This is a genomic window from Pseudomonas brenneri (assembly GCF_007858285.1).
GTDB classification, from domain to species: Bacteria; Pseudomonadota; Gammaproteobacteria; order Pseudomonadales; family Pseudomonadaceae; genus Aquipseudomonas; species Aquipseudomonas brenneri.
Genome location: NZ_VFIL01000007.1, coordinates 99017 through 116224, shown reverse-complemented (window position 1 = coordinate 116224; position 17208 = coordinate 99017). Strand labels below are relative to the sequence as shown.

At 56.1% G+C, this 17208-nt stretch carries 13 protein-coding genes; 8 read left to right on the top strand and 5 right to left on the bottom strand.

What is annotated here, in order from left to right; all coding sequences use genetic code 11:
• Positions 1-89: 89 nt before the first annotated feature.
• On the bottom strand, positions 90-1223 hold the full coding sequence (locus FJD34_RS28380) for a fimbrial protein (RefSeq protein ID WP_090291312.1): 1134 nt from the start codon (positions 1221-1223) through the stop codon (positions 90-92).
• Between the two features lie 375 nt (positions 1224-1598).
• Positions 1599-1808 carry a hypothetical protein gene (locus tag FJD34_RS16815; RefSeq protein WP_065944383.1) on the bottom strand — a complete coding sequence of 70 codons (210 nt, stop codon included), beginning with the start codon at positions 1806-1808 and terminating at the stop codon, positions 1599-1601.
• A gap of 172 nt (positions 1809-1980) precedes the next feature.
• On the opposite strand from FJD34_RS16815, the gene FJD34_RS16810 reads away from it, so the two are divergent.
• Positions 1981-2523 (top strand): ATP-binding protein, encoded by a 543-nt coding sequence (locus tag FJD34_RS16810; RefSeq protein WP_090293173.1) that lies wholly within the window; start codon positions 1981-1983, stop codon positions 2521-2523.
• Between the two features lie 853 nt (positions 2524-3376).
• Here FJD34_RS16810 and FJD34_RS16805 read toward each other — a convergent pair.
• The gene (locus tag FJD34_RS16805) at positions 3377-4378 is read right to left on the bottom strand and encodes a LysR family transcriptional regulator (protein ID WP_090291311.1); all 1002 of its coding nucleotides are present in this window, start codon (positions 4376-4378) and stop codon (positions 3377-3379) included.
• 82 nt (positions 4379-4460) lie between these two features.
• Here FJD34_RS16805 and FJD34_RS16800 point away from each other — a divergent pair, with 82 nt between their 5' ends.
• From FJD34_RS16800 to FJD34_RS16790, 3 genes are all read left to right on the top strand, one after another.
• Positions 4461-5786, top strand: a complete 1326-nt coding sequence (locus tag FJD34_RS16800) for an MFS transporter (RefSeq protein WP_050593296.1) — start codon at positions 4461-4463, stop codon at positions 5784-5786.
• Between the two features lie 32 nt (positions 5787-5818).
• Complete coding sequence (locus tag FJD34_RS16795) at positions 5819-6751, top strand: carbon-nitrogen hydrolase family protein (protein WP_032857336.1); 933 nt, start codon at positions 5819-5821, stop codon at positions 6749-6751.
• A gap of 376 nt (positions 6752-7127) precedes the next feature.
• Positions 7128-8381: a ferredoxin reductase family protein gene (locus FJD34_RS16790; RefSeq protein ID WP_065944449.1), complete on the top strand. Its 1254-nt coding sequence runs from the start codon at positions 7128-7130 to the stop codon at positions 8379-8381.
• 246 nt (positions 8382-8627) lie between these two features.
• Here the strand turns inward: FJD34_RS16790 and FJD34_RS16785 are convergent, their stop codons facing one another.
• Together FJD34_RS16785 and FJD34_RS16780 are read right to left on the bottom strand one after the other, a co-directional pair.
• Positions 8628-9611 carry a fimbrial protein gene (locus tag FJD34_RS16785; RefSeq protein WP_065944380.1) on the bottom strand — a complete coding sequence of 328 codons (984 nt, stop codon included), beginning with the start codon at positions 9609-9611 and terminating at the stop codon, positions 8628-8630.
• A gap of 23 nt (positions 9612-9634) precedes the next feature.
• On the bottom strand, positions 9635-10243 hold the full coding sequence (locus FJD34_RS16780; RefSeq protein ID WP_223232716.1) for a fimbrial biogenesis chaperone: 609 nt from the start codon (positions 10241-10243) through the stop codon (positions 9635-9637).
• 521 nt (positions 10244-10764) lie between these two features.
• Between FJD34_RS16780 and FJD34_RS28375 the strand changes: the two genes are divergently transcribed.
• From FJD34_RS28375 to FJD34_RS16755, 4 genes are all read left to right on the top strand, one after another.
• Positions 10765-11106: a hypothetical protein gene (locus tag FJD34_RS28375; protein WP_032857330.1), complete on the top strand. Its 342-nt coding sequence runs from the start codon at positions 10765-10767 to the stop codon at positions 11104-11106.
• 99 nt (positions 11107-11205) lie between these two features.
• Complete coding sequence (locus FJD34_RS16765; protein WP_065944376.1) at positions 11206-12462, top strand: TolC family protein; 1257 nt, start codon at positions 11206-11208, stop codon at positions 12460-12462.
• Positions 12459-13943, top strand: a complete 1485-nt coding sequence (locus tag FJD34_RS16760; protein ID WP_090291309.1) for an efflux RND transporter periplasmic adaptor subunit — start codon at positions 12459-12461, stop codon at positions 13941-13943. The genes FJD34_RS16765 and FJD34_RS16760 overlap by 4 nt, the downstream gene beginning before the upstream one ends.
• The gene (locus FJD34_RS16755; protein WP_090291308.1) at positions 13940-17119 is read left to right on the top strand and encodes an efflux RND transporter permease subunit; all 3180 of its coding nucleotides are present in this window, start codon (positions 13940-13942) and stop codon (positions 17117-17119) included. Before FJD34_RS16760 ends, FJD34_RS16755 begins: the two co-directional genes overlap by 4 nt.
• Positions 17120-17208: the final 89 nt, after the last annotated feature.

Below are 17208 nucleotides of genomic sequence, written 5' to 3'. Positions count from 1 at the left end.
CGATGGATAGTCAGCGTACCCCAAACAGGAAAACTTCTTGCTGATACCCATTGCTTCAAAAGTGTACGACTCCGCACTCTAACTTTATATTACAAGTAGCTGATTGAAAAGGTGACTTCAGTATCGGCCGAGCCAGAAACAAGTTGTTGGCTTTGTAGCCGTACATAGGAAGCGGTTAAAGGAATGGAGAAGTTCCCCCCGGCCGTGTTGTAATCAGAAAACGTGTAAGATTGGTTCAGCTTGATCGGTAGACCGTTATCATTCATTAGTTTCAGGCCTACGCCTTCGGCCGTAGAGCTGGCATTGATTGAAACTATTCCTCCTTCTCGATCAATGACTGGGGTCGTGGCGATCAGTGCATAAGTTACTTTCTTGATACCTTTGGGACAATTGATAAGCCCGATTTTGTAGCCGATAGGAGGGGTTTGTCCATTGTGATTGAAGTCACTCGGTGTATATTCACCCATTGGCACCAAAATGTTAGGTGTTACGCACGATAGTGCTTCCTGAGGAACCTCTTTTGACATGACAATGTCGATCATGGCCATTTGGTTGGCCTTGATAGTTCCCCAAATGCCTGCAGGCAACTTCGTTTTGCCAGTAATGTTGCCGGTTTTAATTATTTCTAATTTGAAATTATTTCTGTTACTGGACCAGGTGTACCAAATGTTAAGAGGGGGGAGTGTTGGCAAAATTCTACCTGGTGGTATTGAAGGAACTGGCCCCGCTAACAGTCCGCCCTCAGACGCAGTGATTTGCCAAGAGAGTCCAGTGCCCTTGATGGGGAATAGATTACCTCCCGCCGGTTGTTCAATGAGCGCAGGGTTAGATTTAATGCCAAACACAGCAGGTGTATCGCATCTGATGGTTGCACTAACACCGCTTTTGGTCTCTTCATAAACAACCGTTCCTGAGGGGGTATCCTCGGGTATGTTTAACGATGCCGGCCCCTGAAAACTCAAAGTAGCAGTTCTATTGTTCCAAGCTTCTTGGCAATCACCTATCGACCAAGCCGCAAATGCGCCAGGAATATAAACCGATGACATAACGACGAATGAAAAAATCTTTATCGTAAGGTTCATGACCGCTGACCGCTGACCGCTGACCGCTGACCGCTGACCGCTGACCGCTGACCGCTGACCGCTGACCGCTGACCGCTGACCGCTGACCGCTGACCGCTGACCGCTGACCGCTATTATATGTAAGTCATTGATAATAGTCAAGTTTTGCCTTCTGTTTGATATGGACGGCAGAACACTTTAGCGACCGTTTCGGGCAGTGAACATAAGGCATTCCTGAGTTTGTCTGCGGCTGCTGTCATGGCTTTTAGTCAAGTAGTGAGGGGGGCTTTTTTGGCCGAGCACGGGCTATCTATAAGTCTCAGACTGGCAATCTTGAAGCTTGTTTGGTGGTGGTTTGTGTTCGGTCGGCAGGACGCCGGGGGAGGGGGTGAATCTTGTACCACTTTTTGTACCAATGACTGTGTTTAGCAGGGTAAATCCGGGTATTTATGAGGGAGAAAACCCCCGGATTCATTGGCTTTCGCTACTTACCACTACCCATTGAAAATCGCTGTGTAATTCTGCTCCTCTCGATTGTCATTCTGGCGCCATCATCACTGAAAGCGTTATCTTGATGAACTCTTCATTCCGGTCGATGGCATCCAGCGCGCCACGAACGTTGTCGGCGATTTCGGTACCGCCTTGCTGCTCAACCCAGTTCGTAAGCTCCATGATGGCTGCTTCAAGGGCGAGTTGGTTTTCGTTGATTTTGGACAGCAGGGAAGGGAGCAGGTCAGAGTTCGGCATCGGTGTTCCTCCTTGGAGTGAACAGCGTAGCAGTTGGCGTTCGATACGGCTGCTCTAAGGATGTCCACTTCCGGCCAGAAGCAGTCATTTGCAGCCCAGAAAAAAGTGAGACCCAATCGAGTAAGGGATATATTGCCTGCCTCGAAACAGACTTGTATTCATGGAGGAAAAATTGCGGATTTACATTACAGGTGCTTCGTGTGCGGGCGTGACTACTTTGGGTCAAAACGTCGCGACTCTGCTCGGTGTACGCCAGGTCGATGTCGATGATTACTTCTGGATGCCCACTGACCCTCCTTTTACGACCAAGCGAACTCCCAGTGAGCGCGTGTCATTGATCCAGCAAAAGTTCGGTGATGACGATTGGGTGCTGACCGGTTCTTGCATGGTCTGGGGAGAAGCGCTGATTACCCATGTCGATCTGATTGTTTTCGTTGTAACTCCAACACCCACTCGCCTTGAACGGCTGGCCGCCCGTGAAAAGGAGCGTTTTGGAGATCGGATAGCACCGGGCGGTGACATGCATGAGATACATGTAGCCTTTCGGGAATGGGCTTCGCAGTATGACGATCCGAACTTTTCAGGACGCAACCGGGCGTGGCACGAGGCGTGGCTATCAGAGCAGACCGCTCCGGTCTTACGGATTGACGGGATCAACAGTGCTGAAAAGATGGTTGCGGATGTCATTCATGCTTTGTCGCAAGTAGCGCAATAGCTCGAGACCGGAACGGCTGAGGCACGACTCAACACGCTTTAGTAATGCCCGCTTCGGGTCGATACCTGCCATTTTGAACGTCTGCTTTTGGCCGGGAGCTGTCCATCACCAACGACTGCTTTTGGCCGAAAGCAGTCATGGTGTATCTCATAAGTCTTTGGCTTTTTTGGTATTTTTTTCATTCGGCGGAACGCCGGGGGAGGGGTAAAAACAGTTCCCAAACCAAAACCGCACCCCTTGCAGAATGTGGCCTGTAGCTTGGTTGGTTGCTGCGAGTAAAGGAACGCCGAAGGCCTTCAAGGTACCAGCCCGCTTGAGTTTGCATTGCGGTCTTGAAAACCGGCGAACGTTAATAGCGTTCCCAGGGTTCGAATCCCTGGTTTCCCGCCAAGATTCATACGAAAGCCCCGCGATTGCGGGGCTTTCGTGTTTCTGGGGGTTGGCTGTGGCGGGCTTGTATTTGCTCGGCGTTCCATAACTATTATGGAACCGTTCCAGAACTTTTCTATTTTGACGGCTTCGCAGTGGCGCCTAGCCTTCTGCACTCCGTCCTTTCAGGTCGTTCAGCAGCAACTGTGCGGCGTTTACGCCCCAAAATAAGATATTCACGCCGAATTGAATTCCACTGCAGTCCTTCCAAAGGGATGCGGTCGCCTGCCAATCTCTGCGTAAGCTTCTTCTCTGGTCATCGTCTTGCCTCCGTTGATTATCCGGATGACCCTGTCGCCAAGGTCATCGAGGAAATATGTTGTCTTGCTCGGCAAACCTTGCGTGTCGAATCCCGATCACGGAAGCAGGCCGTATTGCGTTATCTCCCCCAGGCTTATTGCCGGGCTGTCGTCGTCTTGGTTAATTATGTCGATGATCTGCTGTTTTTTTCATTCGGCTCTTGCAACCGGTCACTGCCTCTCAGGTCGGTGTGTGAGGCGCGCTGCAGTTCCTGGGTGGTGTCGATAATGAAGCTACGTAGCCAGCGGTTGTGCGGATCGTCGTTGTGCTCCACATCCCAGACCATGAACACGCGAAAGGCCGGGACGAAAATCGGTACAGGGCTGACGGTCAAACGCGCAATCCGCGCATAGGATAGTGCTGCAAACGTGGGCAAGGTAGCGATCACATCGCTGTGCACCAGGGTCGCCAGGGCGCCACTGAAGTGGGTGAACGATGCCGACACCCGACGGGCGACCCCTTCGCTTTCCAGCAGATCGTCAACGAACCCCCGGCGCCCGTCGAAGGAAATCCGCACATGTTCATGCATGAGGTATTCATCGCGGGTGAGCGGGTTTTTTAGGTTTAGCCTGGGTCCGTCGTAGAGGCATGAGTAGGACGAAGAAAACAGTACCTGTGAGCTGTAATGCGAAGTCAGTTCCTTGGGTTCGGAGCACAGGACCAGGTCGATATCCGGGTCGGCCAACGAGCTTTTCCACAGCGAACTGTTGCTCTGGTGAAAGGCAAATTTCACCGAAAGCCCGCGTGCTTTTGCTTCGTTGACCAGCCGTGGCGATACATAGCTTTCGATGTCATCCGACAGCGCAATGTTGAACACCCGCGTGGACGATTCGGCGGAAAACTGCGGGCGTTTGTCGACGATGGAGGCCACGGCGGTGAGAGCCTCAGTGACTTTCGGCGCAATCTCCAGCGCCCGTCGGGTTGGCATCATGCCGGTGCTGGTACGGATGAACAACTCGTCGTGAAACTGTTCGCGCAGGCGCTTGAGCGAAGAGCTGACCGCCCCTTGCGTGACATGCAGCACCGCTGCTGCACGGGTCACGCTGCGCTCGTTCATCAGGCACTGAAAAACGATGAGCAGGTTGAGGTCGATCCTGCTGATATTAGCAACGCTAATTATGGTCATCTATTGTATTCGTTTGTTTAATTTGACTCGACATTCTTATTCTCGGCCCTACGCAAACACAACAATAATCAGGTGGCCGGGGATGCAAGATTCAATAGTGCAATCGCAACAGGGTGAGCGCGCGGTCTCATCAAACGACGCAGCAGAGCTGCGCAAACGGGCCATTGCCGTCGGCATTGGCAACTTCATGGAATGGTTCGACTTTGCCATCTACGGCTACTTCGCCGCGGTGATCGGGCAACTGTTCTTTCCTTCCACCGCGCCCGGCGTTTCGCTGCTGTCGTCGTTGGCGGTGTTTGCCGTAGGCTTCCTGTCACGGCCCTTGGGCGCTGTGGTACTGGGCCCGATTGGCGACAAGCTGGGGCGGCGCGCCGTGCTGATCATCACTGTGTTCGGCATGGGCCTGGCCACCACCCTGATCGGACTGTTGCCCGGCTACGCCGCCATCGGTATCGCTGCACCGATCCTATTGGTTGCTCTGCGTTTTCTGCAGGGCATGATGGTGGGTGGAGAGTGGTCCAGCGCCGGCATCTACATTGTCGAAAGCGCCCCCGCCAACCGCCGGGCAACCGCAGCCAGCGTGATCACCGGCACCGCAGGCGCGGCATTCCTGTGTGGTACGGCCATCGCCGCCATCATCACCGCGACCCTGTCGGACGCAGACCTCATGGCCTGGGGCTGGCGCGTACCGTTTGTAGCCTCGATCATCATGGCCGGTGTGGCCATGTACATTCGCCGCAAACTGGGTGACACCCCGGTCTACGAGGCGCTGCAACACAAGCGTGCCACCGGTGCCGTGGAGCAGGTGTCGCGTGGGGCCAAGCAGCGAGCTTTCGTGGTCTCGTTTGCCTTCTCCGCCCTGTTCGGTGTGTCGCTGTACTACTTCATCACCTACGCCAACACCCACCTGACCCAGACCGTGGGCCTGAGCAAATCGACTGCGTTGGTGCTGTGCAGCCTGGCCTTGGTGCTCTACACCCTGTTCAACCCGCTGGTAGGTCGCCTGAGCGATCGCTTCGGCCGTCGTCCGTTTGTACTGACTGCCGCCGCCGGCCTGACCCTGTTGGCGTACCCGGTGTTCCTGTTGATGAATACCGGCAGCTTCGCCGCGATTCTGCTGGGGCTGGTGATCATGGCGGCGCTGGTGGCAATCACCGCAGTGATGGATGTGGTGCTGCTGGTTGAAGTGTTCCCGGCCTCGATCCGTTCGACCGGGGCTGCTGTTGGCCACAACGTCGCCTTGGCGCTGCTGGCAGGCCCCGGACCGTTCATTGCCGTGGCACTGATCCAGGCCACTCATAACCCGAACATTCCTGCAGCCTACCTGGCAGCGGTGTCGCTGATCTGCTTCATCGTGCTCTGGTTCCTCCTCCCGGAAACCAAAGACCGCGATATCACCCACGGTTAATGCCGATCCACACATTCATCAAGGGAAGACTCATGATCAAGGTTGCTGTTGTTCAAGCTTCATCCATTCCGTTCGAGCCGCAACTGAGTGCTGAAAAGGCCGTCGGGTTGATTCGTGACGCCGCAGAGCGTGGTAGTGAACTTGCCGTATTCCCCGAGGCGTTTCTCGGTGGTTACCCCAAAGGTGCAGCGTTTGGCACCGTCGTCGGCAGCCGTAATGATATCGGCCGCGCGCAGTACTTGCGGTATGTGCAAGGCGCCGTCAGCCTCGACGGTCCGGAGCTGGCCAAGATCTGTGAAGTGGTCAATGAAACCGGCGTCCATGTCGTCATGGGCATCATCGAACGCCTGGGCCGGACCCTGTACTGCACCGCCGTGACTCTGGCGCCGGGCAAGGGCGTTGCAGGCTATCACCGTAAGCTCATGCCGACCGGGCAGGAACGCATCATCTGGGGTTTCGGCGACGGCTCAAGCATCGCCCCGGTAGACACCCCGTTCGGCCGAATCGGCACGGTCATCTGCTGGGAAAACTACATGCCGGCATTGCGCCAGGCGATGTATGCCCAGGGTACTGAAATCTACTGTGCGCCGACTGCCGATGACCGTCCCACCTGGGCTGCGTCCATGGTCCATATCGCACTGGAAGGGCGGGTGCCGGTGCTCTCCGCTTGCCAGGCGATCACCCTCGGCGAGTACCCGGCAGCCTACCGGGAAGACTTCAGCCTGGAGGCCGCAGAAGGGGACTACATCATGCACGGCGGCAGCATGATCGTCAGTGCTACCGGTCAGGTGCTGGCCGGGCCGGTGTTTGATCAGGAGACGATTCTGTATGCCGAGATCGATTTGACTGTGGGGCAGGCCAGTAACCTCGACTTCGACGTGTGCGGGCATTACGCCCGGCCGGATGTGTTCACCCTGAAGGTCAATACGGCGGCGATGAAACCGGTGGTGTTTGACGGAGACTGACACCTTCTGCTGTAGGGGTCAGCCTTGCTGGCGATACCCGGCAAAGCCGGGCCAGGGGCACTACATCCTTGACGAACGCCCGGCGACTGGGAATCTCCAGCTGTCTACCAACCAAACCGAAGTCAGTCTGGATGATCGCCTTCTGTGCGGCATCCAGGTGAGGGTCGGACTGTTGCGTGCAAATGAGGGGTTGGTGTTCGGTCGGCAGGACGCCGGGGCGATTCACCGTGCAGGTCTGGGATGATTAAGATGTTCTCCATAGGTATGACTTGGGTCATGCCCCGATTTTGGCAGTCTGCTAGCGTGTCCAGTCGCTGACACGCTCAGGGAGGATCAGGTTCAGCCTACAACCATATTGATGACTGGAGCATTCACGGTGAAGAGCTGGCACTGCATAATTGGTATCTTGGTGGTTACTACACTAACGTTGCTGATTGAAATACCTATTGATACTTGGCTTACATCGGCAACTCTCAGCCTGATACTCGGAACTTGCGCATTGGTCTTTATGGCTGCTTCCTGCCTGCTGGCCAGTCGCTGGGGTGTAATTGAAAATCTATTTGGTGGCCTAGACCGGGTCTATGAGTCGCACAAGTGGCTAGGCATCTGGGCTCTCGTATTTGCCACTTATCACTTTGTGTTCAAGGCAAATCTGGATGTTTGGAACAGCGTGCCTATCCTGGAGCTATCAAAATACTGGACACGACTAGTGCGCCAGTTGAGCTATGTAGCTTTAGGCTTCATCGTACTACTTGCGCTGAACCGCAATATTCCTTACAGCGTATGGCGGTGGTGGCACAAGCTCTCCGGACCATTGTTTCTTGTCGTGATCTTGCATTGGCTTAGCTTCAAATCACCGATCACGTTGTTCAGCCCCTCAGGTATCTGGTTGGCGCTGTCCTGTGGGTTGGGTGTGTCAGCGGCCCTCTACAAACTGATTTTTTATCCATTTCTCGCACGTGCTGGCGAGTACAAGGTGACAGCAGTCAATAGAGGAAACAGGGCACTGCATTTGACGCTGGAACCAACCCATAATGGGTTTAACTTCAGCGCCGGGCAGTTTGCTTTTCTGGCAATGCGGCAAAAAGGTTTACGTGAGCCTCACCCTTTCACGATAGCGAGTGCTGGCGGTCCAAATGGGCAGGTTGAGTTCATAATCAGAGGGCTTGGGGATTACACCAAAAAGCTGTGCGAGTGCGCGAAAGCCGGAATGCTGGCCACTATCTATGCCCCTTATGGGCGATTTAAACGGGTTTCTCAGGCCGAGCGGGAAATCTGGATCGGCGCAGGTGTGGGGATTTCACCCTTCATTTCCTGGTTGCAAGATCCGAATGGCAAAGAGTTCAAAAAGGCAACCCTGGTCTATTGCTTCACCCCCTCACGCGTGTTTCCTCCTTCCGAGGAGTTGGAACGCATGACCGCAATGCGTGGCGTGCAATTTGTTCGTAATACAGGTGGTACTGAGCAGTTGGCTGAAACCTTGCGTGAGGCAGCAGCTCAAACCGAGCCGCACAAGATTCAAGTAAGTTTTTGCGGTCCAAAAGGCCTACTCGCCAAGGTGTATGAGCTTATGGAAATCAATCGGATTCCGAAGGCTAATCTTCAATTCGAACTTTTCGAGTTCCGTTGATTCGGCAGGATGCCTAATGCAGCTCACGCTACTTGGCTTTTGCAATCGTCCACCAGTGCTAGAGTCCCGCCAAACGAAAGAGGGAACGACATGCGGACTTTGATGGCGGCGGTAATGATGTTTGAAGCCAAATCACCGCTTCCGTCTTCGCTCACGCGCATCTTGCGGTGATGTAGCTCCAGCATCGTGTCCGCACCCTATTTGTTCCTCAAGTTGCCCGTGGCATAAGAGGTCCCTTAAAAACGCCTACTTGTAATACATATCCACCACCACTGCGGCGTCGAATACACCAGGGATCGGCTGCGTGCGCCATTTCAGGTCCGCGCGAAATTCATTGTGGCTCTGACCTTGCCCCATCAATGCCTGCAGCGTGAACCAGTCGTTGAAAGGCAGTGGCTGTTGGCTATCGACACGAGATAGCGAGATTCCCACTGACTTGTTGTTATCCGGCACCAGCAACCCATTGATCACACCGCCACCGCCTGGTGTGGTGGCGAAGCGCGCACTGACGGTATAAGGCGTGTCGCAGCCTTTGCGCAGGTTCAAGCTGAAGTTCGCGCTGCTGGCGACTTCTCCAATCGATGCTTTATGCGACGGATTGGGGAAATTGACCACACTGGGGCTGATGGTCAGATCGGGGGCGCACGGCACGAAGCGGATATCGTTCATGCCGGTGACCACATAGTTAAGGTTACTGTTGGGGCGGGGGTTGAGCCCGCCCTTGCCGTCCAGCTGGAATACACGGTACGAGGCCAACTGACTGGCCTGGCCGTTTGGCGGCGTGGTGCCATATTTCTCGATGAACACGCTGAAATTGAGGGTGAAGCGTGCCTTGTCCCAGCCTTGACAGTTGGCCCAGTTGCAACCGTGGTCGGAAAAGAATCCGGTAGCGACCGCCCCGGTGCTTTGGGTGATCAACTGGTTGTTATAGCGGATTCCCAAGCGGATACCCGTACCGATGTTGGCTTTGGCTGGATTGACGTAGAAATACACGCCTTCGCGGCCGGCTTCGTAGTCTTGCTTGCAGAGAATCTGGACGGAGCGTGGGCCGGACTCCCAGATGATAGTGCCGTCGGGTGCATCGGCTGAGATCGCCAGCGCCGTGCCCAGCGCTTCTTGAGTGATAGCCGAGTTGGTTCCGTCTTCAACACAGGCCAAGGCGTGGCTGGTAGCAGGCAATACCGCGCCGGCCCACAACAGTAGTGGCAGAAAACGTTTGGTCAGTGGCATAGGTGAAAATACTCCGTGATCGATCACTTGACTACCGCGCTGTGGTGGGACTGCAAGCCGATATCGTTGATTTCGGTGAAGTGGAGGGTGGCGCCTTTCGGCAAGGTGCCTTGGGCGCTTAGGGTTTTGCTCTCATAGGGTTTGAGCAGCAGATAATCGCTGAGGGCGTAGCCGGCGGTTTGCAGGTTCATCAGCGAAAGGTGGAATGCGCTGGGGTTGCTGACCGTTAGGGTGCGTCCGTCGTCGCTGCGCCAGACCAACTGCTGCACCGCTTCGGCCAAGTCACCCTTGAGCATGGGCGGTCGATAAAACAGCTTGAGTCGTTGGCGTATCGCAAACTGCACGCTGTTGGGACCTTCCGGCATGAGTGGGATTTCCATGACGTTGAGCCAGAACAGCGATTCGCGATCTATGGGCAAGCCTTCACCGGCATACAGGATGCGCAGTCGGTGATGCTCCCCGGCAGCCAGTTGCACTAGCGGTTCGGTGACGGCAAAGGGAACATCGCCGTCTGCGGCTTCGTCCTCGCTGGTGATCCAGGTTTGCACCAGCATTTTCTGTGGTGCCTGGTTGACCACGCCGATGCTGACCTCCCGGTCATGACCGAAGTAGATCAGGCGTGTGCCTTGGATTTTCAGTGCGGCGTGGGTTGACGGTGCGAGGGCCAGCAGTGCACAGGCGATCAGTAAGATTCTGAGGAGGGGCGGTAAGGATATTATCGTACGGGTAGGCGCGACCTTAGTGGCTGCTGGCTGCTGGCTGCTGGCTGCTGGCTGCTGGCTGCTGGCTGCTGGCTGCTGGCTGCTGGCTGCTGGCTGCTGGCTTGTATTTTACTTAACTCTTTGAAATTAGTCAAGTTTTTGTCCGGTATCTGACTCGTAAGCAGCACACTTTAGTGGCCACTTTGCGTCGTGAACATAAGGTGTTTCTGAGTTTTCTTGCGGTGGATGCCATCACTCATTGGGCAAATGCCGGTAACGCCAGGCAGAAACGGGCCAATCGCCTTTAATCTGAATGCTGCGTAAATCATAAGTTAGTGATAATGCTGGCTTAATTCAGATACGGTGATATCGCATGAATCAGAGCCTACGGCAGGCTGCTTTGAACCTGCATTCAATTGTAAGAGCCATTTTCAGCGACTACACTCCGGCCCATGAAACGCTATCTACGGTTTTGCCTCATCTTCTTTATCAGCTTGGCGCTTCCCCTCAGCGGGATGGCGGGTGTTCAGGCACCAACAGAACCTTGCCCAATGAAGACGATGGGCATGGCGATGATGGACGACATGGGGATGGACTGCTGCAACGATATGAAAAGCCCTTCCGAGCACGGTAAGCCTTGCAAGCCGGGCCAGGAATGCAAGACGGGCGGGATACTGCAAGTCTCGGTCTTCAAGCCTCCCGTAACGTTGTTCAGCCCAGTAGCAATTTCCTTTTTCAGCGATTCCCTACCTATACAGACCCTATCCGGGGTATGGCGACCGCCCCGCGTTTGATTCCTGTCCCACATTGAGCCTCATTCTGCATTAGCGGGATGGACTAGCTGTGCGCATGTCTTTTGACGCGTGCAGTGGATGATTACAGGAATCGTAAACATGAACTCCAAGTGCAATTGCACAGGCTGGTCTCTCGTGGCCGGCCTAGCGGCAAGCGTGTTGGCATTGCCGAGTTTCGCTGCCGCATTGACGCTCGATGAAGCGTTGCGGCTGGCAGAAAACAATGCGCCGTCGCTGACCGCACAAGACGCAAAAATTCAGGCTGCCAGCAGTGCAGCCATCCCTGCTGGTGAATTACCTGATCCCAAGCTCCTGGTGGGCGTGCAGAACTACCCCATCGGCGGCCCGGATCGTTGGCGTATCGACCAGGACTTCATGACCATGCAGATGGTCGGGATCAGGCAGGAGGTGCCCAATAGCGACAAGCGCAAAGCGCGTATCGAAGTCGCCGATGCAGCTATTGATCGTGCCTCTGCGCAACGTCGAGTCGAACGTCTGAAGGTGCGCCAGTCCACGGCGTTGGCCTGGATCAGCAGCTACTCGGTTGAGCGCAAGGATGTGCTGTTCCAGGACTTCTACAAAGAAAACCGCCTGCTGAGCGATACCGTCCGGGCCCAAATTGCCGGTGGCCGCGCTCAACCCGCCGATGCGGTGACACCCAAGCAAGAAGCCGCTCAACTGGCGGAGCAACAGGACGATCTGACTCTCCAGAGAGCACAGGCGCGAGCAGCCCTCAAACGCTGGATTGGCTCCGCCGCCAACGACAAGCCCGTGGGGCGTATGCCTGAATGGCCCGTAGATACCTCAGGCTACTCCCATAAGTTGCAACACCACCCCGAGTTGGCAGCGTTTGCACCGATGACCCGCGAGGCGCAGGCTAAAGTTCGTGAAGCCGAAGCGCAAAAGCAGTCGGACTGGAGTTGGGAGCTTGATTATCAGCGTCGTGACCGTCAGTTCGGCGACATGGTCAGCGTTCAACTTTCCTGGGATCTACCGCTATTTCCCGACTCTCGCCAAAACCCCAGGATTGCAGCCAAGCAGGCTGAACTCAACCAGTTGGAGGCCGAGCGCGAAGCGCTGTCACGCGAGCATACCCAGCAACTGGAAAATGAACTGGCTGACTATGAGCGTCTGAATCGCGCCGTGCGCAGAAATCAGGACAGCCTGTTGCCTCTGGCCAAGGAAAAGGTCGAACTCAGCATGGCCAGTTACCGTGCAGGCAAGGGCGATTTAAATGCGGTGATTGCCGCCCGACGTGAACTCATTGAAGCCCGTCTTAAACAGATCGACGTGGAAGAACAGCGAGCACTGACCAGTGCGCGTCTGTATTTTGCGTATGGGGAGTCCAGCCAATGATCCTTAAAAAATGGAGCGGGGCATTGCTGGTAGGCGTCTCGCTGGCATTCGGTGTTGCCGGTGGTTACTGGTTCGCACATCAACGCGTGAACGGAGTACCTGGTGCCAGCCCGGAGCAGAGTCCCAGCTCCCCAGAGGAGCGCAAGGCTCTGTATTGGTACGATCCCATGTACCCGCAGCAAAAGTTCGATAAGCCGGGTAAATCCCCTTTCATGGACATGCAACTGGTTCCTCAGTACGCCGGGGGCGCAGGAGATCGTGCGACTGTCAGTATCGATCCGAGCCTGACTCAGAATCTCGGTCTGCGTTTTGCGACAGTCACCCGTGGAATCTTTAATTCCAGTCTCGACGTCACAGGAGTCTTGGGATTCAACGAGCGTGATGTCGCTGTGATTCAGGCCCGCACCACTGGTTTTGTGGAGCGGGTCTATGCCCATGCTCCCGGCGATGTACTCAAAGCCAACGCGGCGTTGGCGGATATCCTGGTGCCTGAGTGGGCGGCCGCCCAGACAGAGTTCCTTGCCCTTAAGCGCAACGGTGATGCTGGCTTGTTGGCTGCCGCCCGCCAACGACTGCAGCTCACAGGGATGCCGGCAACACTGATCACTCAGTTAGAGCGTGGCGGTAAGGTTCAGCCCTACCTGACGCTCACCAGCCCTATTGGCGGCGTGCTGCAAGAGTTGAATGTCCGTTCGGGTATGACCGTGGCGACTGGCGACACTCTGGCGCGCGTCAATGGCTTGAGCAGTGTCTGGCTAGCCGTGGCCGTTCCAGAATCGGATTCCGGAGCTATCACCGTGGGGCAGGCGGTCGAAGCGCGACTGCCGGCCTTCCCAGGAACAACACTCAGTGGCAAGGTCAGCGCGATTTTGCCCGAAACCAATCCGGACAGCCGCACACTTCGGGTACGTGTCGAGTTACCCAATCCGGGCGAGCGCCTCAGGCCGGGTTTGACGGTGCAGGTACGCCTGAATCGTTCGACCGAGCAAAGTGTATTGTGGGTGCCGAGTGAGGCGGTGATTCGCACTGGCCGACGAGCCCTGGTGATGCTCGCCGAAGACGCTGGTCGCTACCGTCCAGTGGAGGTGCACCTGGGGCAGGAAAGCGATGGCAAAACCGCGATAGTGAAAGGTCTGGAAGCAGGTCAGAAGGTGGTTACGTCTGGCCAGTTCCTGCTCGACTCGGAGGCCAGTCTCAAGGGCATTGTTGCTCGCACGGAGGAAGAGTCGCCACCCAGTGAAACAGCCTCCAGCTCTCATGAGGCTGATGGGCAGATCGTTGAGATCGACGACAAAGACGTCACGCTCGCCCATGGCCCTTTCAAGACGCTGGGTATGCCTGGCATGACGATGACTTTCCCACTCGCTAGTCCGGCGCTGATGCAGGGCCTCAAAGCGGGTGACAAGGTTCGAATCGCGTTGAGCCAGACCGACGATGGCTTGCGTGTTGAACGCCTGGATAAATCGGGGAGCCAGCCATGATTGCTGCCCTGATTCGTTGGTCAGTGGCCAACCGATTCCTAGTACTACTGGCGACACTGTTTGTCACCGCTTGGGGCGTCTGGTCGGTGCAAAGCACGCCCATTGATGCGTTGCCAGACCTCTCCGATGTGCAGGTGATTATCCGCACCCCTTATGCAGGACAAGCGCCGCAGATCGTCGAGAACCAGGTCACCTATCCGTTGGCCACCACCATGCTCTCGGTGCCGGGGGCCAAGACCGTGCGTGGTTATTCCTTCTTTGGCGATAGTTTTGTCTACGTGCTGTTCGAAGACGGCACTGACTTGTATTGGGCTCGCTCGCGGGTGTTGGAGTACCTGAGTCAGATACAAAGCCGCTTGCCGGCCAATGCCAAGCCGGCGTTGGGGCCCGATGCGACGGGGGTGGGTTGGATCTATCAGTACGCACTGGTGGATCGCAGTGGCGGGCATGATTTGGCACAGCTTCGCGCTCTTCAGGACTGGTTCCTCAAGTTTGAACTCAAGACCCTGCCGAACGTTGCGGAAGTGGCCACCGTGGGTGGCATGGTCAAGCAGTATCAAGTGCAGCTCGATCCGCTGAAATTGGCCAGCTTCGGCATCACTCAGGCTGAGGTGACCGACGCCATCGGCAAGGCCAATCAGGAAACCGGTGGTGCCGTGCTGGAGATGGCGGAGACCGAGTTCATCGTGCGCGCCTCGGGCTATCTGAAGACGCTCAATGACTTCCGGGCGATCCCGCTTAAGTTGGGTGCGGGTGGTGTACCAGTGACCCTTGGCGATGTCGCAACGATCCAGTTGGGGCCGGAAATGCGGAGGGGCATTACCGAACTTGACGGCGAAGGCGAGACCGTCGGTGGCGTGGTGATTTTGCGCAGTGGCAAGAATGCTCGCGAGACCATTGCGGCGGTCAAGGCCAAGCTCGACGAACTGAAAAGCAGCCTGCCGTCCGGGGTGGAAATCGTTACCACCTACGACCGCAGCAAGCTGATCGACCGCGCTGTTGAAAACCTCAGCCACAAGCTGATCGAAGAGTTCATTGTCGTCGCGTTAGTCTGTGGAATCTTCCTCTGGCACCTGCGCTCATCCCTGGTGGCGATCATCTCGCTGCCTGTTGGTGTGTTGATTGCCTTTATCGTCATGCGCTACCAAGGCATCAACGCCAACATCATGTCCTTGGGCGGGATTGCCATTGCCATTGGCGCCATGGTCGATGCCGCTGTGGTGATGATCGAGAACGCTCACAAGAAAATTGAGGCATGGCACGCGGCCAATCCGGGGGAAGAACTGAAGGGCGAACGTCATTGGCATGTAATGACCGAAGCGGCGGCAGAGGTAGGCCCTGCGCTGTTCTTCTGTTTGTTGATCATCACCCTGTCGTTCATTCCGGTGTTCACGCTGGAAGCTCAGGAGGGACGGTTGTTCGGCCCTTTGGCTTTCACCAAGACCTACGCCATGGCGGCAGCGGCGGGATTGTCAGTGACCTTGGTGCCAGTGCTGATGGGCTACTGGATTCGAGGACGAATTCCCAGTGAACATCAGAACCCGTTGAACCGGTGGTTGATTCGGATCTATCAGCCAGCCCTGGACGCAGTCTTGTGTCGACCAAAGATCACGCTGCTGGTGGCGTTATTGGTTGTTGTCAGTACGCTATGGCCAATGTCGCGCTTGGGTGGCGAGTTTCTCCCCCCGTTGGATGAGGGTGACCTGCTCTATATGCCTTCAGCTCTGCCGGGATTGTCGGCGCAGAAAGCGGCACAACTGCTGCAACAGACTGACCGTCTGATCAAGACCGTGCCTGAAGTTGAACACGTCTTCGGTAAAGCGGGGCGCGCTGAAACCGCCACCGACCCTGCACCGCTGGAGATGTTCGAAACCACCATTCAATTCAAGCCGCACGAGCAATGGCGTCCAGGCATGACCCAGGAAAAGTTGGTGGAAGAGCTGGATCGAGTGGTACGAGTTCCTGGGCTGACGAATATCTGGATACCACCGATTCGCAACCGTATCGACATGCTGGCTACGGGTATCAAGAGTCCAATTGGGGTGAAAGTTGCCGGCACCAACCTGACGGAGATCGATGCTGTGACTCAGGCGGTCGAGCGGGTAGCCAAGGATGTGCCAGGTGTCAGTTCGGCTCTGGCTGAACGACTGACCGGTGGCCGCTATATCGACGTGGATATCGACCGCAAGGCCGCCGCCCGCTACGGGCTGAATATCGCCGATGTGCAGTCCATTGTGGCCGGCGCTATCGGCGGTGAAAACGTCGGGGAGACCATTGAAGGGCTTGCACGCTTCCCGATCAACGTCCGTTACCCCCGTGAGTGGCGTGACTCGCTCGGCGCCCTGGCGCAGTTGCCAATCTACACCCCGCTAGGCAGCCAAATCACACTTGGCACGGTGGCGAAGATCAAGGTCAGCGACGGGCCGCCGATGCTCAAGAGCGAAAACGCAAGGCCTTCAGGCTGGGTGTATATCGACGTGCGGGGACGGGACATTGCCTCGGTTGTCGCCGACCTGAGTCGGGTCATCAATGAACAGGTCAAGCTGCAGCCAGGCATGAGCCTGAGCTACTCAGGACAGTTCGAGTTTCTCGAAAGGGCCAACGCACGCCTCAAACTGGTAGTACCTGCCACGCTGTTGATCATCTTCGTTCTGCTCTACCTGACTTTCGCCCGCTTCGATGAGGCGCTATTGATCATGGCCACTCTGCCATTTGCACTGAGCGGTGGAGCATGGTTCCTCTATCTCTTGGGGTTCAACCTGTCGGTCGCCACCGGAGTCGGATTTATCGCCTTGGCTGGGGTTTCTGCCGAGTTCGGCGTGATCATGCTGCTCTACCTGAAGAACGCTTGGGCCGAACGTGAAGACGTCGGTGACAGCACTGAGCGCGGATTGATTGCGGCGATTCGTGAAGGTGCTGTGCAGCGAGTTCGACCTAAGGCCATGACCGTGGCCGTCATTATTGCGGGCTTGTTACCCATCTTGTTGGGCAGTGGGACTGGTAGCGAAGTGATGAGCCGCATTGCCGCGCCCATGGTTGGCGGTATGGTCACAGCGCCCTTGCTTTCACTTTTTGTGATTCCGGCAGCCTATCGCTTGATGCGTCGCCGGCACCTCTCAGTCGAACCCACCAAACCTGAAGGTAGCAGAGCCACGACTGTGTCTATTAAAAAATAAATACCTATGGTGGAAGTGTCCGGCACGCTTTGTTGTACCAGAGGGTGCTGGATCAGATTAATGGACGGTGGGCAAGGGGAGGGAATCGC

What these genes read in the sequence shown, in the direction of transcription:
- FJD34_RS16815 (WP_065944383.1), bottom strand. Translation starts at nt 1,808, where the DNA reads ATGCCGAACTCTGACCTGCTCCCTTCCCTGCTGTCCAAAATCAACGAA.
- FJD34_RS16805 (WP_090291311.1), bottom strand. Translation starts at nt 4,378, where the DNA reads ATGACCATAATTAGCGTTGCTAATATCAGCAGGATCGACCTCAACCTG.
- FJD34_RS16800 (WP_050593296.1), top strand. Translation starts at nt 4,461, where the DNA reads ATGCAAGATTCAATAGTGCAATCGCAACAGGGTGAGCGCGCGGTCTCA.
- FJD34_RS16795 (WP_032857336.1), top strand. Translation starts at nt 5,819, where the DNA reads ATGATCAAGGTTGCTGTTGTTCAAGCTTCATCCATTCCGTTCGAGCCG.
- FJD34_RS16785 (WP_065944380.1), bottom strand. Translation starts at nt 9,611, where the DNA reads ATGCCACTGACCAAACGTTTTCTGCCACTACTGTTGTGGGCCGGCGCG.
- FJD34_RS28375 (WP_032857330.1), top strand. Translation starts at nt 10,765, where the DNA reads ATGAAACGCTATCTACGGTTTTGCCTCATCTTCTTTATCAGCTTGGCG.
- FJD34_RS16765 (WP_065944376.1), top strand. Translation starts at nt 11,206, where the DNA reads ATGAACTCCAAGTGCAATTGCACAGGCTGGTCTCTCGTGGCCGGCCTA.
- FJD34_RS16760 (WP_090291309.1), top strand. Translation starts at nt 12,459, where the DNA reads ATGATCCTTAAAAAATGGAGCGGGGCATTGCTGGTAGGCGTCTCGCTG.
- FJD34_RS16755 (WP_090291308.1), top strand. Translation starts at nt 13,940, where the DNA reads ATGATTGCTGCCCTGATTCGTTGGTCAGTGGCCAACCGATTCCTAGTA.